The sequence below is a fragment of the Streptomyces pyxinicus genome (assembly GCF_024753135.1).
GTDB lineage: Bacteria > Actinomycetota > Actinomycetes > Streptomycetales > Streptomycetaceae > Streptomyces > Streptomyces pyxinicus.
Genome location: NZ_JANUGP010000036.1, coordinates 1 through 23,286 on the forward strand (window position 1 = coordinate 1; position 23,286 = coordinate 23,286).

The following is a 23,286-nucleotide window of genomic DNA, read 5'->3' on the forward strand; positions in this document are numbered from 1 at the left end:
TTTATCCATCCCCAGCCCCAGCCGCAGCAGTGAGCGTGTGTCAGGCGCATCGGGCTCGCCGAGGTCTCTATCGTCCGTCTCGCTGGAGCGGGGCCTCGCGTCGAGCCGGCCGCCATGTACGCGAGTATCAACGCCTGCGGCATCGCCGCTGGCACCGTCAGCGCCGAACCCGCCGGCATGCCCGCCCCTCAGCGCAACCGCCTCGGTCCGCCAGCGGGAGTTGCCGCTGCGCACCGACCTGCGGGTCCTCAAGGCTGAGGTCCTGGCGGCCATCCTCGTCGGGCTCATGCAACTGGCCGGGCGCGCACGCCGCGGCGGCACCTCCGTCGAGCTCTACCTGGTCGGAAGCACGGACGGAGCGCCCGCCGGCTCGCCGAACCGCCGCGCGCTCACCTGCGCCAGCGCCCCTCTCGAAGCTGCCGAGTTCGTCGCCGGTCTCTACGAAGAGCTCGGCTTCGACGCGGTCGACGCGAGTCCGCGCAGCGAATGGCCGCTTGCCCCCGTCCCGCGTAGCCCGCTATCCCGGTGACCAAGGAGCAACTGTTCGCCTACCTCGCGACGGCCAGGCGCGCGGCCTGAGGATCGGCCCACCGGCAGGTCCAGTGCAGGTCCCCGGAGTCCGGGCAGGCCTGCCATGACCTGACCAGTCCGGTCCGGACCAGCCGGTCGAGCATGTCGGGCAGCTCCGTGGGGTGCGTTCCGCAGGCGCGCGTCATCTGGTCGAGTTCGGTCAGGCCGGAGCCAGTTTCGGGATCGGTATGTGCCGCGAGGTAGACAACGGCTAGTTGCAGCAGTGACCCAGTGGCCTCTGCCCCGGCCGGGGAGCCAGCGCGCAGCGCCCAGTCCGCGGCCTGCACACGGTCTGGGCGGGCTGGGGCCTGGCCGAGCACTGTGATGTCGAGCAGTTCGGCGACGACCTCGCCGGCGGAGCATGCGGGGGCGATACGCAGCCATCGCGCGTGTTCCAACTCGTGCCACGGGCCGGGGCCGTTGAGACGGAGGCTGCGCGGGATGCCCTGGGGCAGCCGGACGTGCATGGTGGCGTTCATGCGCAGGGCGCACTGCAGAGCGAGCAGGCGTGCGGCGGGCGAGACACCTGGCGGAAGTGCGGCGGCCAGGTAGTTGAGCATTTCGCGTACGCGGGTCTGTTCACCCGGGCCTCTGGCGCGCCGCTTGCGCCGCCGAGCGGTGGACGGTTGCGGCGACGTGCGGGCGGGGGTGGTGTCGGGCACGACGGCGGCCTGGGCGGTCGCGGCGGCGCAGGTACTGCAGGCGTCGGCGAGTCGCCATACTCGTCCGCCGCGTTCACAGGTGAGAAGAAGGCGGATGGGGCCGTCGCAACTGCGGTGACGGGGGTGCCAGCGGCAGCCGCGCTCATGGCACTGGCAGATCCTCAGGTGGGGCGGGAGGATGTCGCTGCGTGCGTGGCGTGCGAGGTGGGTGAGGGCGGCCGAGCGGGCGGAGGCCGCGGCGACCTGTCCGCTGGCGTCCGGGCATTGCGGGCAGACCAGGACGAGCCCGCCGGGGTGCGAGCGCAGTTCCACGGTCCAGGCGCGTGGCGTCGCCGGGCATGTTGTGCGCTGCCTCATGGGCGCGTGTTCCTCCCTGTGCTTGCGCGCCGGGCCCATCAGGGGGCTGTGGGCGGCCACTCACCATAGGGCAGATCTCTGCCCTATCGCTGGCGCCGCGACCTGCAGAATTAGGGCAGAGGTCTGCACTGACAGGGCAGGGGTCTGCCCCGTCGGATGGACGGGTGACGATCTTGCCGCCCGATCCGGACCTCACCGCGCTGCGCCTGGAGCTCGCGCGCCTGCGGGCCGTGCGCGGATGGACCTATGACGAGCTCGCCGCCCGCAGCGGCCTGGCCAGACGCACACTGATCGAGATCGAGCAGGGCCGCACCATCGGCACCCTGAAGACCTGGCACGCCCTCGCCCACGCGCTGGGCACCCCGCTCGACGAGCTCTTCAGCACGCTGTGCCGCGGGCACGACCTGCCTGGGCCGAGCGAAGGCTGATACCCGGTCCGAGCGGCCGCCGCGGGTCACTCAAACCAGCGAGGCGACCTCGAACACACAATCGGGCTTTCGCACTCCCGTTGCACTGCGTGCGGCCAGGTAGGTGACCCGGCGGCAGCGCTGCCGTAAATGCGGCGTGTTGGCTGGCAGGTTCGCGCGCATGCGCTCCACACCTCCCGCCCCCCGCCGCTGGGACGGCAGCCCGATCCTCGCCCACCGCGTGCGCCGTTCCCTGCAAATCTGCCCCGACGGCGCCAGCCGACTGCTGCGCTGCGGCCAAAGCGGCCGGTGCCGCGACTGCGGCAACCGGATCGAGTGGTATCACCGCAGTACTGAGCGGGCCGTCCGTCTCCATCCCCAGGAACTGCCAGCCGCCCGAGTGCCCGCCGTGTGCCGCTGGCACGTAAGCTCCGGCGTGGCCCACCCGGCCGGAGACGGCAGCAGCTGGTGTCGTCTGCCGCACGCCGTCGTCTGCCCCGCCCGGGATACTCCCCCCACTCCCCCTGAACTCGCCGGACTGCGCCGGTCTCTGGCCGTGAATACCCGCCGTCTGATCGACGCCGGCGTCTTCACCCCTCCCCCGGCTTCGCCGGACGGCCCTGCGTCCCAGCAGGCCGTCTGCCGACCGGCCCGGCCCATCGTGCAGCTGCTGTATCTCCGCTACCTCGTTTCCCGACCGGTGGAGGAGATCCAGTGCGTCGCGCAGACCCGGCGCCGCGATCGCTGCACCAGCCCGCTGCTCACCCCCGGCGCTCCGGCCGGCGCCTGGGCGCTGGTCCCGGCCACCGCATCAAGCGGTCAACTGGCCCTGCCCGCTCAGGTCATGGCGGTCTACGACCTCAACCGTGTCCCCTACGCCGAGCAGCTGCGCTGGCGCGCGCAGCGCTGCCCGCAGCACGCCGCCGCACCTACGGCCGCCGACGTGGCGGTGGCCGACTGGGAGCCCTTCGACCCGCTGCGCCACCACGAGCACATCCACACCCGCCTGCCCACCACTACCCGACGCCCCCGGCCTGCGGACCGCGCTCGGCAGGCGGCCCGGCCGTGACGTCGCACCACGCCGTCGAGATCCTGCTGACCAGGCCAGCCGACCCCAGCGAACGCCGGTATATCCACAACAGCTGGCTGGCCATGGATGCGGACCACACCCGGCTGATGGCGGTCTGCAGCGCCCGCAGTCCCAGTGGCGCCTTGTACGCGCTGCGGCGCCAGCTGGGCGCACGCCTGCCGATCCACGTCCTGACCACGCACTACCCCGACCGACACGGCCAGGTCCTCTCAACGTCGCCCTGGACCACGCCGCCGTGGGGGCCCTGCGCCAAACTGCGGCCGTCCTGGGGCAGCGTCCCCAGGAGCTGCTGCGGCGGCGGGTGGCCGCGGCCCTGGCCCGGGACGAGCAGGAACGCGCCCCGGCGCCTGGAGGTCCGACTCGAGAGTCTGCTCGCCGACCAACAGCCCGAAGAAGTCCTGGCCTGCGTGGCCGGCCTCCTGCACAGCCGCCGGCACCATCCCGCCCGCACAGCGCCGTAACCCCGTCTGCCGTGTCGCTCCCGACGCGGCGGCTGCAGGCGCCCCTGATCCTCTTCATCTTCCGCGGAGCCCTTGTTGCACACGCCCACCGACGAACAGGCCCACGCCGTCGACGCCTTCCGGGCCGGTCACCATCTCGTCCTGCAGGCCGGCGCCGGGACGGGAAAGACCAGCACGCTCACCCTGCTCGCCGCCAGCGCCCTCAGCCGCGGCCGCTATCTCGCCTTCAACAAGGACATCGCACGCGACGCCGCCGCTCGCTTCCCGCGCACGGTGGTGTGCAAGACCGCCCACGCCACGGCCTACGCCGCCCTCGGCCACCGCTACACAAGCCGGCTCAACAGCCCCCGCCAGCCGGCCTGGAAGACCGGCCAAGCACTCGGCATCACCCGCCCGCTGCGCATCGGCGATCACGAGATCAGCCCCCGGACGCTCTCCCACACCGTGCTGCGCACCGTCACCCGCTACTGCCACTCCGCCGACCGCACCCTGGCCCGCCACCACGTACCGCACCTGCGCGGCCTGAACTCCTCCGGCGAACACGCCCAGCTCGCCCACGAGGTCCTGCCGTTCGCCCTCAAGGCCTGGGCCGACCTGCACAACCCCGAGACAGGTGTGGTCCGCTTCGAACACGACCACTACCTGAAGATGTGGGCTCTGACTGAGCCGACCATCGACGCCGACTTCCTCCTCCTCGACGAAGCCCAGGACACCAATCCCGTCCTCGAGGAGGTCTTCACCGCCCAGCGCCGCCATGCCCAGCTCGTCATGGTCGGCGACTCCGCCCAGGCCATCTACGGCTGGCGCGGTGCCCGGGACGTGATGACCGGCTTCGACGCCACTCCCCTGACCCTGACCCGCTCCTTCCGCTTCGGCCCCGCGATCGCCGAGGAGGCCAACCGGTGGCTCACGCTGGCCGACGCCCCCATCCGCCTGACCGGCACCGACACCATCCCCACCGACGCCGGCAGCCTCAAACGGCCGGACGCAGTGCTGTGCCGCACCAACATCGGCGCCATGGCCGAAGTCATGCGCCTGCTCACTGCTGGCCACCGCGTCGCCCTCACCCGCGGCGGCCGGCAACTCGCCGCACTCGCCCTCGCGGCCCGCGACCTGAAGGACGGCCGCCGCACCTCCCACCCCGAACTCGTACTCTTCGCCTCCTGGGGAGAGTTGCAGGACTACGCCGCGCACGACCCCGCCGGACGCGACCTCCAACCCTTCGTCGACCTCGTCGACACTCACGGCCCCGACGCCATCCTCACCGCAGTCGATCAACTCACTGACGAGACCCACGCCGACGTCACCGTCTCCACCGCCCACACCGCCAAAGGCCGCGAATGGCCCACCATCCGAATTGCCGACGACTTTCCCCCGCCCAGGGACACCAACCAGCACGACAGCCAAGGACGCCCCATCCCCGAACCCGTCAGCGACACCGACGCCCGCCTCGCCTACGTCGCCGTCACCCGCGCCCGCCACCACCTCGACCTCGGCGGCCTCTCCTGGATCAACACTCACCCCACCGCCCTGAGCTCGCCCTTGCCTCCCGGACACGCCTGACATCGAAGAGCAGCCCGAGCGGGGCGACTGCACACGCCATTGCCCGTTCCGAATGTCCGCACGCGCCTCACCGACTGGCTTACGCGTCCGGCACCCTGAGGAGGCGGGCGGGTACCCGATCCCATGTGCTGTTGGTGACGGACCCTATGCCGCATCGACATCTTCGAAGAAGGAGATTGTCGGCACGAGGCAGACTTCAAGCGTGGCTATCGCAACTGAAGCAACGGTTGGTTCGGGTCGTCCACCATGTCCTACGCGTCCTCGTCCGGAGCCTTCGCAAGCTGGGCCAGTACAGAAGCCGCGTAGCCGAGCCAGGTGTGCCGGGGCGGACGTCCGCGTGCACCGAGTGCGATCTCCTCATCATCGACCCATCCACGTACGGCGCCCTCGGGAATGAGATTGTCGTCGCCGAGGAAACTCGCCATGCCGACAGCGTGGAGCTGGTAGGAGGCCAAGACTCGAGCGTCCAACGGGCCATTTTCCCTGACTTCGATCCCCGTCTTCCGCGCCCATTGGCGAGCCGCTTGGGTCAGCTCCCGATCCGCCCGGCCTCGCGGGAAGGCACGGGATGCATCCTGTCGGCATCCGCAGCTCTTGGTGTTCCCGCGAGTAACGTCGGCCTGTGGGAGCCCGGTAACGACCGTCATACACCTGCATTGGTAGTCCCGCAGCGATCCAGCTCGCTTCTTCGGATTGGGGTACGGAGGGCCCACCGGTGTCAGCCAGCTGTCCGCATGTGGCTCGGTGGCCTTGAGTTGCCGTGGTACGGCGGCCGCTTTCGGAGCTTTGGGAAACCGGCGGGGCCGGTACGGCATACCTAGCAGAGCCTTCTCCACATCGGCCGCCGCTGTATCCGTGCCGTGCTCCATGTAGCTGGCGAGGTCGGGCAGCGGGTGCAAGCCGAGCTGGTGAACGCGCAGCAGGACTGCGGCGGCTACCTTCCACGCGCTCCAGCCTGAGCCGACAACGACATCGTGAGGTCCGACCGGGTCAAGGTCTTCGCGGACCCGGATCACCGTCTGGCCGGCGGCGGCAAGACGCTCGGTCTTCAGGCAATCGTCGGCTGCGCGGTCGCGCCAGGACTCAGGTCCATGGGTCTTCCAGCCGTCGAACTCCACAACGAGTTGCAACGCCTCCTCCCACATGTCGACCCGCACGCCGCGGTACCGCTTGCCGGGCACCGGGTCGAGTGGAATCGGCGCCTCGAGCTCCAAGGCTGGCAGGTGGGTACGCAGCTCGTGGTAGAGCGCAAGCGCCTTGGCGGAGACGTTCTTGGTGCACTTCAGACAACCGGACCGCAGCGCCTTCGCCGTGCGGCGGTTGGGCGGTGCCAGCCAGTCCTCATGCTCCCCCTGTGAGGACGTACAGCGCCACGTCACCTCGATCTTGGACCCGACAGGGGTGTTGTGCGCGTTCCGGCCCGCCGGGCCACGCACCCATTGCTCCGCGAGCTCCGGATACCACGCAGCCAGGCTGTTGGAGGCGTCGGCTTGGTCGGAATTGCAGACCGGGCAGCCGTTGATCCCAGCCGCTTTCCCGTTCCTGCTCCGCCGGCCGGTGCGGCTCTTGGTGGGCTGCTTCCAGATATGGGTCGCCCAATACCATTCTCCGGTCCCAGGCCGGACGGCAGGAACCTGATGCCACCAGGTCACCGGCTTGTTGTTGCCGTAGCTGATCTCCGCTGGCGCGCCAGAGTCGGGGTGGAGCTCGGCAGCCAGCGCGGAAATGGCCGCCACGGACCGCTCGAGGGCAGGTCGCTCTCCTGGCCGCGGCGCCGCGCCGGAGCACTTCGGGCACATGCTGGGCCGGTCGGTGCGGCTGCGGTCCTTCGGCGGAGCCATCCACGAGCCGTGTCCTGGTTCTACAGTGCAGCGCCATCTTCTGTCGGTTGCATCCCGCACGCCCACGCTCGCGGCATCCACCGTGTCCGCCCACTGGCTCTTCAGCACCATGACGTCGGCCACCGACAGCTCGCGCGGATCAGGGGCAGCCTGCACGGCACTGAGGATGTTGGCCCGGAGCTCCCGGTTGGCAGCGTTCTGCTTCTCGATCTTCGCGCGTACCTGTTCCAGCGAAGCGGCAACCTCAGCACGCCACTGCTGCGTGAGCTCCTGCCAGAACTTCTTCTGACGCTCGTACTGAACTGCGCGGCACAGACCGACGAGCGGCTCCGGAAGAACAAGCGCCCCCGTGCGTGGCGGCTCAACAGCTGAAGTAGCCCTGGCTTTCGGCGAGGAGGCAGCGGTCATGCGCCGATGATGGCGTACAGCACTGACACCCCGCTGGATGCGACAGTAGGCATCGCCGGGGACTGAGCCGCCTACGCAGCCGACATCGCCACCGCCATCAACCGTCTCCTCGCCGGCACCCCACGCCGGCCCAATGGGCGACTGAACGTCTCCCAGCTGGCCATCGAGGCAGACGTTAAGCGCTGGCACCAAACCCACCAGCACACCGATCTAAAGGACCGCTCCAAGCCGAGGTCGCACAGGCAGAGGCCAGCGGACCAAGGCAGCCCAGAGCGCTGACGCCTACGTACGCACTTAAGCGCGAGCACGCTGAGCTCCCGCCAGTACGCCGCCCCCTGGAGCGCCGCACGGAGATCTACACGACAGCGCTCAATCAGCTGACACTGGAGCACGCCGCCCTCAGAGTGCGATGCAGACGCAGCCAAGATCAGGACGCTGCCCCGGCGGCGCCAGCCCCTATCCTGATGCTGTGGCTCGCCAGCCTCTGCCAAGCCTGCATCAATTCCACCGAATCACAGCAGCCCCAGAGTAACGGTGAACCAGGAAAATAGCAGGTCAGAGGCCTGCTTCTTAGCTGCAGCGGGCTCTCACTGACCACATCCTCGGATGAGGTTGGGCTCTGCTCAGAAACCTCGATAATCCTGTTCGGCCTGCGGGCAGCTTCGCTGGTCAGAGAGACTCTGCTTGGCCAGTAGTGCAGCTTCTTCGAAGTTTCCACGGTTCCGAGTAAACGGAGCAGCTCGCAAGCACGTTATGAAGAGCGACGAACTTGCACTTCCCGTGTCTGTCGTCAGGTCTGGCTGCCGATGGCTCACGACGAGGGGTGATCGGCGGCCAGACCCTTAACTGGAGATCGTTGCCGCATAGCAGACGAGATCCCATCCCGTCTGCTCTTTCCGCTGCCCTCCACCCGAAAGGGTGGCTATGCCCGTTCTGGCTGGAAATCCGGCGCGTCCTACTTCCACTCTCTTCCCGTCCCCGGTCAACCGTCGTCGCGGCCCGGGGGGAACAAGAACAAGATCAACGACAGACACGGGAAAGCACATGCAGATCATCAAGCCTCCTTGGTGGGGGCTGGGGCCGCAGACGCGATATGCGCTGCTGGCCCTCTCGCTGGGCGGGTGCGTTCTGGTCCAGCAGGCTGCTCCGGAGTGGAGCTCGGCCGCGGTGAAGACCCAGCTGGCGATCATCAGCTCCGCACTGATCCACGTCCTCTGGCTGATCATCCAGCGGTGCTGGACGGCCCTGCGGCTGCGCTGGGTGTCCCTGCAGCAGTTCTGGTCGGACCTCCGGCAACTGGCCGCCCGAGCACGCGACCCCCAGCATGAGCGGCCCGAGACCCTGCGGGGGACCAACGGCACTACGGATGACAGCGGCTCGTTTTAAGGACGGACAGCGGGGCGAGGTCGGCGGCGGTGAGGACACCTCCCCGGCCTCGCCGGCGTGTTTCGAGGCGTTCGCGCGAAGCGCCATTCCCGCACTCATACGGGTGGCGCGGCAATACGTCCCTGATCACACCGCTGAAGACGTCGCGCAGGCCGCTCTGGAGGTGGTCCTCCGAAAATGGGACCGGGTGCTGACGATGGACAACCCCATGGGCTACGCCATGACAGTCGCGAAGCACCGGTCAATCGACCTATGGCGAAAGCAACGGCGAGAGTTCCCTGTCGACAGCGAACTGCTCGCGCCGCTCCTTGAGCAACAGTCAGACGCAGCAGCGAACGACGACGCCGATGCCCGCATGGAACTGCTGGCCCTAGTGACGGCAATGTCAGGGCGAGCGGGAGAGGTCTTGCGCCTGAGTCTCGCCGGCTTTACGAACCAGGAGATCGCTGAGCTCCTCGGCATTTCACAGAGCACGGTCAGAGTGCTGATGCATCGCGCTCGGCTCCACATCGTGGCCTCCCTGACCCCCGCAGCTCGGACCAGAGAACCCGCCCCTCCGCCGACGAGGCGACACCCTTCAAAGCGACGGGCCTCATGACGACCCGATGCAACATCCCTGTTGCTTGGCTAGCCAGGGGTCCGAATACCTTGAGCAGAACAGAGGCTCAGCATGAGAGTGCAGCATCCACGGAACCCTGGCAGACGGTCGCGCGATGGTCTCGCCGCGATGCCCTGTGGAGGGCTGCGGGCGGCGACTGGCTTACGAGGCGCTGCTTTCGACGATGAGGTCGGCGAGCGGCTGCTTCTCGAGGTAGCGCACGGCAGTATGCGGATCGGTGATGCCGTTGCGGACGAGTTCGTCACGGACGACCGGAGCGACGGCCCCCAGTCCGCTCTGGGCGACCAGGTCACCGGCGGCGTGGAGGTTCAGCCAGTCGATGCCGTCGGGCAGTGCAAGGGCGCCGTCCTGGCCCAGCGAATGACGGATGGTGGGCCAGGCCAGGGGGGATCCGCAGGTGACGAGTGCGGTCAGGCCGTCAGGGCCGGGGCCGGTGTCCTCGCGGGTGAGCATGTCGAAGGCGACGACGCTGCCCAGGGAGTGTGCAATGACCAAGCGGGGCCCGGGGCGGTGCAGTTCGGTGCGGACCTCGGCGCGGATGCCCTCACCGATGTCGTGGTGCAGGTAGCGGTAGACCTGACGGACGAAGACCAGCAGGCGCCGCCCCATGTCACGGCCGATCTTGTGGTCGACGGCGACCAGGGCCTGGGCGACGGGTCGGGGGATATAGGGGATGCCCGGGCCGAGGGTTTCGGTCTGGAGCTGCTCGGGATCGAGGCCGGGTGGGGCGTACAGGGCGAGAGTGTCGAGGACGAACGCCTCTTCCTGGTCGGTGAAGGGGTCGGTGTCATCGACGAGCGGGGTGGCGTCCTGTGCGCCCAGGCGTTTGCTCGGGGTGCGGAAGAGGTTGCCGTAGTAGGCCACCGTCAGCGGGGGGGACGGGGCAGGCGGGCCCGTGGTGGGTGCGCAGGCCCTTGGTCAGGGCGCCAGCCCACTCAGCCGAGAGTTTCACGGCGTTGGTGTTGCCCTGCCAGATGCCGTGGATACCAACGATGTGCACGCTGATCCTTCCCCCTGGGCCTGCGCCCCGCAGGATGCGGGGCTGGTGGCTGCCGGGATCCTATCCGGCCGTGTCGCGGCCGCGGTCCGGCTGGGGTGGTTAGAGTTCTGGCAACGCGTGCGTGAGGGGGCGTAGTTGAACGGGGTGACGCCGTGGCCTCGGCGGCTGGTGGTCGTGGCGGTCGACGAGTACTTCACCGAGGATGAGGCCTTCACCGCGGGGATCCAGCAGCAGGTGGAGACAATCACCGGCTGGCTGGCCGACCCCGCGATGGAGGCAGAGCGGCGGTTCGAGGTCGCACAGCCCAAGGAGCTGACGCAGCCGGAGGACTTGCGGCTGTTTTTGACCGAGCAGGAACTCGCGCAGGCGCAGTGGGACCAGGCGCTGGTCGTCTACATCACCGGGCACGGCCTGCGCGGCCAGACCCGGCGCCATTACCTGACCTTCGGCCACACCTCCCCCGACCGGCTGCTGGGCACCGCGTTTCCCACCAGCGAACTGATCACGCAGGTCATGGACAGCGAGGCGGAGCACGTGCTGGTGCTCGTCGACTCGTGCTTCGCCGGCAGCCTCAAAAGCGAGCTGGGCGTGCTGTTTGAGGAGTTGTGCACGCAGCGGCGCGACCTGAAGACCCTCGCTGTGATCACCAGCGGTAATTTCGAGCAGGAGCCCCGCCAGGGCGAGTTCACGCAGCTGCTGAATCTTGCGCTGGACAAGGCCAGGGATGAGTCGGCCGGCTTCACTGCGCCCCATCTGTCGTTCGAGGAATGGGAGAAGCTCCTCAACACGGTCGGGGATGAAAACCCCGGCCTGCTGCGGGCGCTGTGGGTGTGGCCGGACTCGCGCCGCCATGAGCCGAGCCTGTGCCTGCCCAACCCGCACTATCAGCCGCGGGAACAGGTCGTGGAGGCGTCCCGGCAGCCGGTGTCGCTGTCGGCATCCACTCTGGAGCAGTACTGGCTGGCCCGTGCCTCGGGCCGTACCGATGACGATGATCCGGGCTGGTATTTCAGCGGTCGCCAGACGCTGATGCAGGCCCTGGTGGAGTTCGTCCACACAGGGGCTGGGGTGCTGGCGGTGACCGGGGCGGCCGGCTCGGGCAAGTCGGCACTGCTGGCCCGGCTGGTCACGCTGAGCGATCCGCTGTTCATCTCCCGGTTCGCGGACATGGTCGAGACGGTCCCCGCACCCCTGCGGCCGCGGCCGCGTGCGGTGGACGCGGCCGTGCTAGCGCGGGGAAAGTCGTCCCTGGCGTTGATCGAGGATCTTCTGGCTGCCCTCGGCACCGAAGGCGCTGGTGACGAACTCCCTCTGCAGGCACTGCTGGACCAGGTTGCCGCTGCCTGCGCCGATGCGCCGGAGCCGGTAACCCTCGTGGTCGACGGACTGGATGAGGCGCAGGAGCCCACCGCGTGCCTGTCCGACGTGATCGCCCCGCTGGCCCGGCTGCGTGCCGCGAACGGGGAGCCGGCGGTGCGGTTGGTGCTGGGGATGCGTAGTTCGGCCCAGGACGATGGGGACGGCACGCTGCAGGATGCGGCCGCCGACCAGTTGCTGGGGTTCCTGCACACCGTGTTGCAAGCGGGGCTGGGCGAGAGCCGCGTGCCGCTGGACCTGCTGCGCACGGACGGGCGGCAGACCGCCGCCGACATCACCGCCTATGTGGAGATGGTGCTGCAGGCGGCTGAGGACAGCCCGTATGCCGGCCACGGCGCGGCGGCAGCCGAGGTGGCGGCGGTGATCGCGCAGGCCGTGAAGCCGTCGTTCCTCGATGCTCGGTTGGCCGCCGCTCAGCTGAGGTCCGCAATCGGTCGGCAGGACGTACACGATCCCTTCTGGCGCGGCCGGTTGCAGGCCGGAACGACGGCACTGCTCAGCAACGACCTGCGGCAAGTGGCCAAGGACCAGGACATCAGCCTTGGGCTGCTGCTGGCGGTACTGCGTGCCACCGCGTTCGCCCAGGGCGCGGGGCTGCCGTGGGCGGAGGTATGGCCAGCGGCGGCGGCTGCGGTCATCGGCCCGGATGCACCGTCCGCCGGGGAAATCGATGCGGTGATCCGCATGGTGCGCCACAGCCGCCTCGTCGGTTACCTCGCCGTTGGCGAGGAGGACGGCCGGGTCACCTACCGGCCCGCCCACCAGCGGGTGGTGGAGGTGCTCCTCTCCGAACCCGAATCACTTCTCACGATTGAACCCCATGGAGGCGCAGCTATCTTGGATGCGCCTGCAGGAGGTGCCTTGCGGTCACCGGAGGAGGTCCATCGAGCGATCGCCGGGGCATGCGCCCAACTCGCCCGCGCGGCCGATCCCCTGACGCCGCACCCCTATGTCCGGCGTCACACCGCAGCCCACGCCCAAGCCGGTCACGCGCTCGACGACGCGATCATGCCGCTGTCCCTCGCCGCCCGGGAGACCTCCGGAACACTGCGCACCCGGCTGGGACTCCCACTCCCCGTGGACGATCCGTCCCGTCGTGTTCTGACCGCAGCGGTGCTCATCGAGCCGTACGTGGACGACTCTACGGACGTGGCCTCGCGCGCGGCCAGCATCCGCTTCCAGCTCGCCGCGCTCACCCGCCATGGCCTCTCCGACGGTGCTCGCGTGCCCCAGCCACCCGAGACGTGGGAGGAAGCCCCGGCGCTGACTGCGACGGCCGTCCTCTGGAGGCCAGGCGGCAATGTCGTGGGATTCCCCGCAGGACACGTGCACACACTGTGCACGTGGAACACCCGGGGCGAGCGCGGGCTGATCGCGGCCGGCACCCGGCACGGCATCGACATTTGGGACAGCAGCGGGCAGCGACTGGTGCAGATCAGCTGCCCCAGCGTCTGGGATTTGACCGTTCTGGCCGGGAATAGCGGCCGGGCCTTCCTCGCTGCTGCCACCTCGCAAGGTGCAGGCATCTTCGACCCTGTCTCAGGACAGCGGCTGGCCTGGCTGCCCCTGGCGCAGGCCCGCGAAGTACACGTGCTGCGAGAGGGGTTCGACCGCTGGCTGCTGGCCATTGCCACCTCGCGCGAGATGCTGGCCTGGGCCCCGTCGGAGCAGACACACGAGCGTATTCGCCTGCCCGAAGACCGGCTCGTCTTCACGGGAGGTGCCTGGGTGCGGGACGCGGCTGGGGAAAGCTGGAGACTGTTCAGGCGGTTCAAGGGCGCCCCGCTCCTATTCAACCCACGCACCCGGCAGGCCCGGCCCGTCGCTCTCAAGCCCACAACCGTGCGTTCGCTGGCAGCCGTTGCCGGCCCAGAGGGGGGTGGTGACGTTCTTGCCGTGGTCCGCAAAACCCAGGAAGTCGATCTACTCGATCCCTTCGGCGGCAGGCTGATCTCCAGCGGGTTTTCCCCAGGAGGCAAGGTGCTGCAGGTCCCGGTTCCCGGTGGCCGGAGCCTCCTCGGAGTCTGGGACGGCGCAATGATCACCGTGTGGGATGCCTCGGGCCCACGGCCTCGGCAGGTATCGCAATTTCTCTCCCGCGCCGGATCTCGGGCGGCGGGCGTGCGCGTGCAGGGCGATTCCGTGGCGTTGGTCGCCAGTAGCGACGAAGGCATCCTCCTGCACCAGGTTGAGCCCACCTCCACGCGCCCGGACGTTTTCGGAGTTACGGTGACCACGCCCGGCATGGCGATCGCGCAGACGGCTGACGGCCGTCAGCTGGTGGCCGTTTCCACGCTCATGGACCTCACGCTCCTGGATCCGGTCAGTCATCAGCCGCTGTACCGTCTGGGAACACAAGGCCCTCTTGGCGTCTTGGAGGTTGTCCCCGGCCAGGGCGACATCCCCGCCCTCGTCTTCAGCCAGCGTGGCCGTATCTGCCGGTGGGAACCGCAGTTCGACACCGTCCAGCACATCGCGGACAACTCCCGCTACCACGCCAGTGTCACCGTGCGACTTCCCACTGGACAAACCTGTCTGGTCCTGGCCCACTCCCGGGGGATCAACACGCTCGCCCTGCAGTCGAAGCAGATCACCGCGCTGTCGACGAGCACTCCCGTCATACACCTGCTGATGCTGCCCTCTCCCCCAGGTCAATGCCTCGTGGCAGGTCTGGGGCGAGGGAAAGTCACCGTGTGGGACGTTGTCACCGGGAAGATCATGCAGGAAGTTCCTCTGATGGCGCCGACTGCCGTCGTGCGTGCCGTCTGCCTGCTTCCCCTGCCATCCACTCCGACAGCGGTGGCCATCGCCACCTCCGGACGAGTGTCTGTGTGGGACTCGGGCAGCTGGGAGTGTCTGCATGAGTTCGAGGTTCCATCGACGTACGCCATGATTCCCCTCTCACGGGACAACGGTGCGAGTCTGCTGGTCACCGCGACCGCAACTGGCTTGCGCCTGTGGGAACCCGATACGGGACGACTTGCCCGCTCCCTCATCACAGCAGCACCGGTCACCAGCGTGGTGCACACCACCACGGCCGGCCACCGACTGCACATCGGCGGTCCCGCAGGACTGGCTGCCCTGACATGGTCGCCCAACGCACAATTCGATTGACGCCCCCAACGATCACCGGAGCCTCGCGCCATAGCCCATCAGACACCGCCATGCCGCACAGGCATCCAACGCAGACACTTGGAACGAGTGCGCCGCGGTCGATGAACTGGGACATCGCCTGGCGGACGGCCCTGGTTCGTACAGGCACGGCGTTGGCGTTGAAAGCCAGGTAGCGGATTCCAGGCCGGGCGCTGGCGGGGCCGCCTCAGGCCGTCACGATGGCCGTTCAACGGCGCCACGACCATCGGTGTCAGTGGCATCGACGACTATGGCCCCACCCGGCACCACACCGCCCCTGGTCTGAGAGGAATCCCGTGGCTCAATCCTTCACCGTGCACCTGGACTTCGGCAGCCACCACATCGAAAACGTCGCCTTGCACTGGGGACTTGGACCGGGCAGGGATACGCGAAGAGACGCTCCCAGCTCGGGCACTGACATCGAGGTCCCGGCCGTGGTTGAGCTCCTCGATCGGATTGCTGCTGGAGCGATCACTGCCGAGCAGGCCCGAGACAAGCTGAACCATCTGGCGGTCGCGATCAAGGAGCGGATGGATCGCGAGTATGAGGAAATGATCGAGCTGATGGAGCAGCCCCTGCCTCGTTCAGTGCGCCAAGAGGTTCGCTTCGATGACCGGTGGGTGTATGCCGTGTCGACCGACGCCATCCCCGACTCAATCAAGATCGGCGTTGCGAAGGACATAGCGCAGCGGATCAAGTCGTTGCAGTCAGGCTCCGCTACCACACTGGAACTTCGCTGGAGCGCTCGCGGCGGGTTCCCTCTCGAGCGCTACCTGCATGAGCAATTCGATGCCAGGCGCACTCACGGGGAGTGGTTCGACTTCCAGGGCCGCCCCGACCCCGTCCAAGATATCAACGAGGCCGCTCACGTCTTTCTCCAGCGGTACGCCGAGAGAGGGCCCACACACCTGTAAGGGTTGTGAACAAATGGCCCAGCCGCGGTGGTCGCCGCCGCCAACTGTCGCCATCCGGTTGTGGTCTTGGCCGTGAGCCGCTGCACCCCGGACGCCGTGCCGTCCGGCTCCACGACGGCTGGCGCCCGTGCTCCACACGGGCCGTTTCCAGCAGGCGCCGCCAGGAAGTGACCGTCGGCCGGCGACGCAGCAGAGCCCGGCGCTCTCGCTCGGTCATGCCTCCCCACACACCGAATTCAATGCGCTGGTCCAGGGCGCAGGAGAGGCACTCGGTCCGGACGTTGCAGCCGCTGCACAGCGCTTTGGCGCGGTTTTGTGCGGCGCCTTCGACGAACAGGGCGTCGGGGTCAGCCGTCCTGCACAGCCCTTGCTCACTCCGGTCCGTCTCCGCCATCCCGTGATGCCGTCCTCTCGCCTGTTCTGCCCTGTGAGTTGCCCACTGCACAGGTCAAAAGGCATATGACACTACGTTGTTGAGGCAACCATTCCAGCATCTACCTCACGGCGTCACACCTTCGGGTGAGCGGTGCTTGCTTCCTGCGCGCGGTGGCGCTAAGAGATGCCCTGAAGGCGGCGCCACCAGGAGGACATCACCCGAAGCCTGGCAGGCGTCATGATCACAGGCCCTTTCGTGTCCATTCCACGGACCTGGACCGAGGCTAGCTCTGTGGCCTGGCTTCCTGTTGCTCAGCGGTCGGTGAGGGCGGGGTGCTCGGTTGACCCCACCGATGCACGCACCGCTTGTACTTGCGGCCGCTGCCGCACGGGCAGGTGTCACTGCGCTGGGGTGACCGGTCGCTGCCGCCGGCGTAGGAGAGGCGGTTAAGGCCGTGGATCTCTGCCGTCAGGCCGATGTCGTCCATGGTCCACTTCACGAGCGAAAGACTGCTGTCGACCACTTCGGCGGCCAGGACAAGGGCGTCGGCGGCGGCGTGGGCGACGGTCGGCTGCATGACGTAGCCGGAAGCGGCGAGCGGCTTCAAGGGGCGGCGTGCGTAGTGCTCGATTGCGTGGGTTTTGGGCCGGTCCGAGGCCCGTAGCACGGTGTGGGTGGTGGCGGAGCCGAAGCTGGGGTGGACTGCGTCGCACAGCCATTCGTACAGGTCGAGCACGTCGACGGTGGTGGTGTTCTTGGCCAGTTTGTTGATGTAGGTCATCACGTTGGTGCTCTGGAGCACGGGCGGCCGGCCGGCGCTTTGTCCGACGCGTGAGGCGTACTGGAGTTTGGCCAGGCGGTTGTTGAGGTCGGCGCTGAACCGCGTGAGGGAGTCGGTGGTGGGCGGGCCGGCTTTCTTGAACGTGTCCCATGCCTCGTGGAGGAGGGTCGTTTCGTGAGTGAGGGCGGCCGCGCCCTCCAGCAGGGAGCGGGAGCATGCGGCCGCGACGAGCAGCCGCCAGCGGCCCAGGGCTTCCACAGTCTGCTCGGCGAGTTCGGCGGCACGCCACAGCTGGGTCAGCCGCCAGGCCGCCATCCTCATGTGCAGGTCGGTCAGGGCGAAATGGGCAATCCACTCCCGTGAGCCGAGCGCGGTGGTGTCCTGCATGAACGGGCTCGCCTTGCCCGACCACGTGCCGTCGGGATGGGAGACGGTGACGAACGTCCAGGTCTCCTCCGGTGCGGCCGCGTTGAGCAGGTCGGTGAGCTCGGCTGTCGCGTCATGGGCATTGTGGGCGTGCAGCGGCACATTGATGTGGACCACGGCCTGCGTGCTTTGGGCATCGTCGTCGGCCAACGTCATCAACTGCCGGGCTGCCGCCTGAACACGGTCAGCCCGGTCCCTGCCGAGAGCCTGAACGACTTCTTCCTCGAAGCTCACACATCCCCCAACTGCACGCTCCATTGGCGGGGCGCCACGCGCCCAGAGTACTGGTGTACTCCCGAGGCGGTACCGCTGGTCAATGACCGGATGCCGAGCGTGGCGAACCGTTCGTTTCCTGCGTCATGGCGCGGCGCAAGGGTCGTTGATCGGTGGCGGAAAGAGCGCAGTTGGCGGGCGAGAGAATCGTCGGACGGCCGGCCAACCCCGGTGCGCCCGGTCCGCTCTCGCCTCACGGACGTGGCGCACCGGGCGCCGCCCTCCGGTCCGGGCCATCCCGGCGATGACCGACGCAGGCGGCAGCCGCACGGACTCGAGCCGCAAAGAGGCAGCGGCGTGCCGCGATGCTCACCTCGGACAAGGATGACCGCGTGGTCCGTAGCACGGTGGAGCGGGATATGCGGCCTGTTCGCGTCCAGGTGGCGCGCTGCGCACAGCTATCGATGTGCTCTGGGAAATCTGACGACTAGAGTGACGCAAGGAGCAGCATGTACGGGACCTCACACGGGTGTTGAACGGCGATGGACACGCCCGGGTGGGAGTGAGAACGGCAAGGACGGCACCGGTTGAAACTAGTTGAGCTCGGCGTGAAGGGCTTCCGTTCCCTTGTCGACATCCAGGGAATCCCCATCCGCAAGCAGACGGTTCTCACCGGGCACAACGACTGCGGTAAGACCGCTGTGCTGGATGCCATCGCCTTCCTTCTCGACGAGCCTGCGGTCGAGATCCACTTCGGCGACCTGTCGCATTTCGGGGACTGCGAAGCGGACGAGGTGCAGCCCCGTCCAGAAGCCCAGGAGATCTGCGTCGAAGGAGCCTTCGAGCTGTCCGACCAGGAGGCGCAACAGCACGCTCTCGCCTCGCCCCTGCTGATCCGGCGCCGCTTCACGCCGGACGGCAAGACCGGCCTGGAGGCCAAACTGCCGGTATGCGGGGATGCCCGTCTGCGGGCACTGGACTGCATGAACCTGGCCGACCTCAAGGAGCTCGCCTTGAGCGTGGGAGTGGAGGCCACGGGCCGAACCACCGCGAAGGCAAGCTGGCTTGAGCCCTTGCAGCAGTACGCGGCGGGCCTGGATACGGTGATGGAGTGGGTCTCCGCGCCGGCCGAGATCCAGGACATCATGCCCGGCATGGTCTACTTCCGCGGTGACGCGGCAGAGTCCCCCGAGACGGTCGTGCGCAGCATCCTCACCGCCAAGCTGCGCGACTAGAACGAGTCCACGCTCAAGAAGATCACCGAGCTGGAGGACGAGTTCGGTGATCTCCTCAAGGCGGATGCGGACAGACTGCGCCGGCAGGTCGAGAAGCGCTGCGGCCTGGACAGCCTGAGCCTGCAACCGCGCATCCAGTTCAAGCCCTCGGTGGGCGCCATCGAGATGACGGCGTCCATCAACGGGCAGCGGGAGGTACCGCTCAAGTCAGCGGGAGCGGGCCGCTCCCGGCGCATCGCCCTGGCACTGTGAGAGAGCACGCGAGATCTGCTGGAGACCGCGGAAGCCATCCCGAACGAGGAGGCTCCGCCCCGGCGCGACATCGTGATCGCCTACGACGAGCCGGACACCCATCTGGACTACGAGCACCAGCGGCGCATCATGAAGATGATCGAGACGTCGTCCCGGGCCTCCCACTCCTCGGTGATCGTGGCGACGCACTCGCTGAACCTGATCGACGGGGTGGACATCCAGGATGTGGTTCACCTCGGCAGCAGCGACGGGCAGGCAGAGATCCAGTCCTTGACGGCGCAGGGCACGGACAAGGAGGTGCGCCGTTTCATGTCCAACATGGCCGCCTCGCTCGGGTTCCGCAACAGCGTGCTGCTGCACGAGAAGTGCTTCATCGGCGTGGAGGGGCCCACCGAGTACGCGGCCTTCCCTCGTCTCTTCCGCATCGCGATGGGCTATCCGATCCAGTCCGCCGGCATCGCCTTGTGGTCGTGCGGCGGCAACGACGGTTCCCTCAAGTTCGCCAAGTTCCTCAAGGAACACAAGCGGACCGTTGCCTTCATCGTCGACCGGGACTCCAAGCGCGACAAGCAGAAGTTCTTCAACGACGACCGTCTCAGCATCAACGGCTTCCAGCCCGCCGAGTGCATCTACCTGGGGAACCCGAACGAGTTCGAGGACATCTTCAGCGGAGAACTGTGGGCACGCGTCGCCAACGACAAGTGGCCCCACAAGGAGGCCACGCAAGGCCGGGTGTGGACGGCGCAGGAGATCGACGCTCTGCGCAGGGAGCCCAAGTTCAGTCACAGCCTGCACGCCCTGTTCAGGAACGGGTCCGAGGATGCCCCGCCGAAGAAGGAGCAGCTTGTCGGCTTCCTGATGGAGTACATCGAGAAGCCTTCCGATGTCCCCGAAGCCCTGCACAGCGTGTTCAAAAAGGCGATCTCCATCGCCGAAGACGCCGGCCCGCACCCGTGGGACGAGGACGACTGAAAGGTCAGGCCCGCGCCGCCGAACGCCGGGCCCGCATCCTTTGCAGACGCTGCTCCCGTGTGGGTTCGGCCCAGGTGTGCATGCCGACCGATGCGATCCACTGCGAGCCGTGGCTGTCCTGCGGGTCGCCGCACCAGCGGCAGCCGCTGGGCGGGGGTGAGGTGGCATGCCGAACGCGCACGATGGGGGTCCGCATCGCCTTCCGCCTTCCTATGTCCGACTCAGTGAACTCAGCCTCGCACACCCCTCCGACAATGCGGAATCAAACATTCCGGCATCAGCCAGCGCACCGTCGAGCGCTATGTGAACAACCAGATCAAATCACCCCGGCCGCAGCTCGCCGACCGCCTGGAACGCGAGGTCCGCGCACGCTGGCAGCCGCAGGTCCGGGCCCGGGCGAAGCAGGCCGCCGTCACCACCAACGGCATCATGATCGATGTTCAGGCTCGGTTCGGGTACACCGCTGCCCCCGGCACCACCGACCAGGCCCGCGTACGTCACCTCACCCTCGCCCTGCCGCCCTATCACGCCGCCCGCCTCCTTGAAGCCCAAGAAGCCGGCATGGACGAAGACGATCTCCGCCAGATCGCCGCCGAAGCCCTGGGCGAGGTCTACTTCCGCGACAACGGCCGCCGCGCCCACGGCCTCGAAGTCGAACTCACCGACCTCGTCGACCTCCAGTTCGAGCTATAGACGGACACGGGCACGGGGGGAAGCTGTGGCAGCAGGGTGACGTAGGTCGTGCACCACACGGCACACCAACCAGACGCTGTAGTACATGTCGAGTTGAACCGCTCCGGGAAGCGAACACGGTACGCGCACTGCTTCCTGCGCCTCGCGGTTGCCGGCCAAGGCCGCCTTCGGCCCGGCTGGGCAGGGCCGGTTGGGGCACCTTGGGCAATGGACGGTGGGCAGTACGCTCGGTCCGGTCGCCGTGCTGTGTGCCCCGGTGCAGCCCTGAGTGTCATCCGGTAACCCACTTGGGTGCGGATCCTTTCGAGGGATAGCTGAGCTGGGAAGACGCTGATTGACGTGTGGGCGGTGTCGTCGTACTTCTACTGTGGCGAGGTGGAGGTGGGGCGCGATGGTGTCGTTGCCGGAAGAGCTCCAGGCGCGGGAGGCCGGGGCTCGTCAGCGGGTGGAAGAACTCCAGGCCGAGGCTGCGGAGTTGGCCGTGCGGCTGGAGAAGGCCCGGGCGGATCTGTCGCGGTGGGAAATTACACGGGAGACCGTCATGCAGGTGCTGGCGGAGTTGTCGGCCGCCGAGGAAGCGCCGGACGCACACGATGCGCCGGAGCCCAGGGAAGCGCCGGTGCCTCACGGTATCGGCGTGATGGCGGTTCCGCCGTGGCGGGAGGGCCTGGCCGCCGAGGTGCTGCCGGATGTGTACCGGGACATCGTGGAGATCGTCGCTGATGCTCAGGGTCCGTTGCAGGCCAAGCAGATCGTGCCGCGGATCGGGCTGGAGGCCACCACGGCGAAGATCGAGGGGACGCGGGGGAAGCCGAAACGGCTGGTGGAACGGGGCTGGCTGGACGAGGACGCGCCGGGACGGTTCACCCTGGCCCGCCACGACGGCAACGCCGACCACGTCAACTCCCGGTGACCAAGGGGCTCTTCTCCATAGATTCGAAGGCGCCAACCGAACGAATCGCAGGAAGACCGAAGAAGAGCCCCAGATGGAACCCTACGACGCCTTGTCCGAGCCTGATGGGTATGCAGCCTCCCGTGGTGCCTTCGAACGCCTTGTCTCGACGCTGGCCGACGCCCCGGCGCGGGACATGGCCCATGACGAACTGAAGGGCCTGCTCGAACAGCAAGGGCGCGAGCTGCTGCGGCAGTTGATGCAGGATCACCTCGACCTGCGGGCGAGGGCGGAAGAAGCCGCGGCCCGCGTCAGCGCGGGACGGCCGGTGGTGCGCGGGCCGGAAGGACAGCCGCGGACCTGGCGGGAGACCAACCATTCCCGCTGGCTGACCTGTGTGTTCGGGTCGGTGCGGGTGACCCGGATCGCCTGTCGTGGCCGGGGCGTGTCCAACGTCCACCCGGCGGACGAAGCGTTGTCGCTGCCCGCCGGCCGGCACTCCCGCGGCCTGGCCCGGCTCGCGGTCCTGGAAGCCGTGAGAGGCTCGTTCGACCAGGCCCAAGCCGCGATCGAGCGACGATGCGGAAGAGTACTGGGCAAGCGCCGTCTCGAAGAACTGGTGGTCGCAGCGGCCGTCGACATCGCCGCCTACTACACGGCGAAGATCCCCACCCCCTGCACCCGCGAGATGCCGCTGGTCCTCCAGGTCGACGGCAAGGGCGTGGTGATGCGCCCCGAAGCCCTGCGCGAGGCCACCCACCGGGCCGCGGCCAAGAGCGCGGCGGCCGGGCGGCTGGCTCCGGGAGAGAAACCCAACCGCAAGCGCATGGCGACGGTGGCCTGCGTCTTCGACACCACGCCCGCCCCGCGCCGGCCGCACGACATCGTGCATCCGCCCGGCGGCCGCAGCGACAGCCGGCCGGTCAGGCAGGGCCCGAAAGCAGAGCGCAAATGGTGCACCGCCTCGGTGATCCGTTCCCCGCAACGCGTCGTCTCAGACGCCTTCAACCAGGCCCAGGCCCAGGCCCGCGACCCGCAGCATCTGCGGGACTGGATCGTGCTCGTCGACGGCGCCCGCCACCAACTCGACCTGATCCAGGACGAAGCCGCCCGCCGCGGCATCCGCCTGCACGTCCTGCTCGACTTCGTTCACGTCGCCGAGTACTGCCTGACGGCAACCCACGCCTTCCACCCTCCCGGCAGCCGCGAGGCCGAGACCTGGGCCGCGGACAAACTCACCGCGATCCTCGCCGGACACGCCGACCGCGCCGCCACGAGATGACCCTCCAGGCCGCAGCCGAACGACTTCCCGCCACCCGCCGCGAGGCCGTCACCACCTGCCACCGCTACCTCACCGGCCACCTCGACCAGCTCCACTACGACACCGCCCTCGCAGCCGGCTGGCCGATCGCCACCGGCGCCGTCGAAGGCGCATGCCGCCACCTCATCGCCGACCGCCTCGACATCACCGGCGCCCGCTGGGGACTCGACAGCGCCGAAGCCGTCCTCCAACTCCGGGCGCTGATCTCCAACGGCGACTTCGAGGACTACTGGACCTTCCACGCCGCCCGCGAACACCAGCGCCTCTACCCAGCCCCCGACCAGCAGAGCTTCGCCCTTACCGCTTGATCGCGGGGCCACCCTGTGGCCAGACTGCAC

Annotated in this window: 17 protein-coding genes and 2 pseudogenes; 14 read left to right on the forward strand and 5 right to left on the reverse strand. The window is 68.3% G+C overall.

Features of this window, described 5'->3' with window-relative positions; all coding sequences use genetic code 11:
- Positions 1-220: 220 nt before the first annotated feature.
- The gene (locus NX794_RS31400; protein ID WP_258782958.1) at positions 221-529 is read left to right on the forward strand and encodes a hypothetical protein; all 309 of its coding nucleotides are present in this window, start codon (positions 221-223) and stop codon (positions 527-529) included.
- A 19-nt stretch (positions 530-548) separates the two neighbouring features.
- Here NX794_RS31400 and NX794_RS31405 read toward each other — a convergent pair whose 3' ends face one another.
- Positions 549-1,589 carry a hypothetical protein gene (locus NX794_RS31405; RefSeq protein ID WP_258782959.1) on the reverse strand — a complete coding sequence of 347 codons (1,041 nt, stop codon included), beginning with the start codon at positions 1,587-1,589 and terminating at the stop codon, positions 549-551.
- A 164-nt stretch (positions 1,590-1,753) separates the two neighbouring features.
- Here NX794_RS31405 and NX794_RS31410 point away from each other — a divergent pair, with 164 nt between their 5' ends.
- The 4 genes from NX794_RS31410 (at position 1,754) to NX794_RS31425 (ending at position 5,110) form a co-directional block, all read left to right on the forward strand.
- Positions 1,754-2,017, forward strand: coding sequence for a helix-turn-helix transcriptional regulator (locus NX794_RS31410; protein WP_258782960.1), 264 nt, complete (start codon positions 1,754-1,756; stop codon positions 2,015-2,017).
- A gap of 160 nt (positions 2,018-2,177) precedes the next feature.
- On the forward strand, positions 2,178-3,065 hold the full coding sequence (locus NX794_RS31415; protein ID WP_258782961.1) for a DUF6083 domain-containing protein: 888 nt from the start codon (positions 2,178-2,180) through the stop codon (positions 3,063-3,065).
- Positions 3,062-3,547, forward strand: coding sequence for a hypothetical protein (locus NX794_RS31420; protein WP_258782963.1), 486 nt, complete (start codon positions 3,062-3,064; stop codon positions 3,545-3,547). The genes NX794_RS31415 and NX794_RS31420 overlap by 4 nt, the downstream gene beginning before the upstream one ends.
- 75 nt (positions 3,548-3,622) lie before the next feature.
- On the forward strand, positions 3,623-5,110 hold the full coding sequence (locus tag NX794_RS31425; RefSeq protein ID WP_258782965.1) for a UvrD-helicase domain-containing protein: 1,488 nt from the start codon (positions 3,623-3,625) through the stop codon (positions 5,108-5,110).
- Positions 5,111-5,361: 251 nt separating this feature from the next.
- Here NX794_RS31425 and NX794_RS31430 read toward each other — a convergent pair whose 3' ends face one another.
- Positions 5,362-7,359 (reverse strand): zinc-ribbon domain-containing protein, encoded by a 1,998-nt coding sequence (locus NX794_RS31430; RefSeq protein ID WP_258782966.1) that lies wholly within the window; start codon positions 7,357-7,359, stop codon positions 5,362-5,364.
- Positions 7,360-8,403: 1,044 nt separating this feature from the next.
- On the opposite strand from NX794_RS31430, the gene NX794_RS31435 reads away from it, so the two are divergent.
- Positions 8,404-8,745 (forward strand): hypothetical protein, encoded by a 342-nt coding sequence (locus tag NX794_RS31435; RefSeq protein WP_258782967.1) that lies wholly within the window; start codon positions 8,404-8,406, stop codon positions 8,743-8,745.
- Positions 8,726-9,343, forward strand: a complete 618-nt coding sequence (locus NX794_RS31440) for an RNA polymerase sigma factor (RefSeq protein ID WP_258782968.1) — start codon at positions 8,726-8,728, stop codon at positions 9,341-9,343. Before NX794_RS31435 ends, NX794_RS31440 begins: the two co-directional genes overlap by 20 nt.
- A gap of 162 nt (positions 9,344-9,505) precedes the next feature.
- Here the strand turns inward: NX794_RS31440 and NX794_RS31445 are convergent, their stop codons facing one another.
- Positions 9,506-10,228, reverse strand: a complete 723-nt coding sequence (locus tag NX794_RS31445) for a hypothetical protein (protein WP_258782972.1) — start codon at positions 10,226-10,228, stop codon at positions 9,506-9,508.
- 310 nt (positions 10,229-10,538) lie between these two features.
- Between NX794_RS31445 and NX794_RS31450 the strand changes: the two genes are divergently transcribed.
- Positions 10,539-14,855 carry an nSTAND1 domain-containing NTPase gene (locus tag NX794_RS31450; protein WP_258782974.1) on the forward strand — a complete coding sequence of 1,439 codons (4,317 nt, stop codon included), beginning with the start codon at positions 10,539-10,541 and terminating at the stop codon, positions 14,853-14,855.
- A gap of 314 nt (positions 14,856-15,169) precedes the next feature.
- Complete coding sequence (locus NX794_RS31455) at positions 15,170-15,787, forward strand: GIY-YIG nuclease family protein (RefSeq protein ID WP_258782976.1); 618 nt, start codon at positions 15,170-15,172, stop codon at positions 15,785-15,787.
- Here the strand turns inward: NX794_RS31455 and NX794_RS31460 are convergent.
- Both NX794_RS31460 and NX794_RS31465 read right to left on the reverse strand, forming a co-directional pair.
- The gene (locus NX794_RS31460; protein WP_258782977.1) at positions 15,726-16,181 is read right to left on the reverse strand and encodes a WhiB family transcriptional regulator; all 456 of its coding nucleotides are present in this window, start codon (positions 16,179-16,181) and stop codon (positions 15,726-15,728) included. The genes NX794_RS31455 and NX794_RS31460 overlap by 62 nt on opposite strands.
- A gap of 265 nt (positions 16,182-16,446) precedes the next feature.
- Entirely contained in the window at positions 16,447-17,604 is a 1,158-nt protein-coding gene (locus NX794_RS31465) for an SEC-C domain-containing protein (RefSeq protein ID WP_258782979.1), read from the reverse strand.
- 566 nt (positions 17,605-18,170) lie between these two features.
- Here NX794_RS31465 and NX794_RS31470 point away from each other — a divergent pair.
- The 5 genes and pseudogenes from NX794_RS31470 (at position 18,171) to NX794_RS31490 (ending at position 23,256) form a co-directional block, all read left to right on the forward strand.
- Positions 18,171-18,818, forward strand: a complete 648-nt coding sequence (locus NX794_RS31470; RefSeq protein ID WP_258782980.1) for an AAA family ATPase — start codon at positions 18,171-18,173, stop codon at positions 18,816-18,818.
- A gap of 324 nt (positions 18,819-19,142) precedes the next feature.
- A complete protein-coding gene (locus tag NX794_RS31475) occupies positions 19,143-20,042 on the forward strand; it encodes an ATP-dependent nuclease (protein WP_258782981.1) in 900 nt (299 codons plus the stop codon).
- A gap of 273 nt (positions 20,043-20,315) precedes the next feature.
- A pseudogene (tpg, locus tag NX794_RS31480) lies at positions 20,316-20,735 on the forward strand (telomere-protecting terminal protein Tpg); the annotation flags it as partial.
- Positions 20,736-21,126: 391 nt separating this feature from the next.
- Positions 21,127-21,648, forward strand: coding sequence for a hypothetical protein (locus NX794_RS31485; protein WP_258782982.1), 522 nt, complete (start codon positions 21,127-21,129; stop codon positions 21,646-21,648).
- 73 nt (positions 21,649-21,721) lie between these two features.
- Positions 21,722-23,256, forward strand: a pseudogene (locus NX794_RS31490) (ISKra4 family transposase).
- Positions 23,257-23,286: the final 30 nt, after the last annotated feature.

Bases quoted from the DNA above. Each gene is read 5' to 3' on its own strand.
- NX794_RS31460 (WP_258782977.1), bottom strand. From the start codon at position 16,181: ATGGCGGAGACGGACCGGAGTGAGCAAGGGCTGTGCAGGACGGCTGAC.
- NX794_RS31440 (WP_258782968.1), top strand. From the start codon at position 8,726: ATGACAGCGGCTCGTTTTAAGGACGGACAGCGGGGCGAGGTCGGCGGC.
- NX794_RS31430 (WP_258782966.1), bottom strand. From the start codon at position 7,359: ATGACCGCTGCCTCCTCGCCGAAAGCCAGGGCTACTTCAGCTGTTGAG.
- NX794_RS31435 (WP_258782967.1), top strand. From the start codon at position 8,404: ATGCAGATCATCAAGCCTCCTTGGTGGGGGCTGGGGCCGCAGACGCGA.
- NX794_RS31405 (WP_258782959.1), bottom strand. From the start codon at position 1,589: ATGAGGCAGCGCACAACATGCCCGGCGACGCCACGCGCCTGGACCGTG.
- NX794_RS31485 (WP_258782982.1), top strand. From the start codon at position 21,127: ATGGTGTCGTTGCCGGAAGAGCTCCAGGCGCGGGAGGCCGGGGCTCGT.
- NX794_RS31415 (WP_258782961.1), top strand. From the start codon at position 2,178: ATGCGCTCCACACCTCCCGCCCCCCGCCGCTGGGACGGCAGCCCGATC.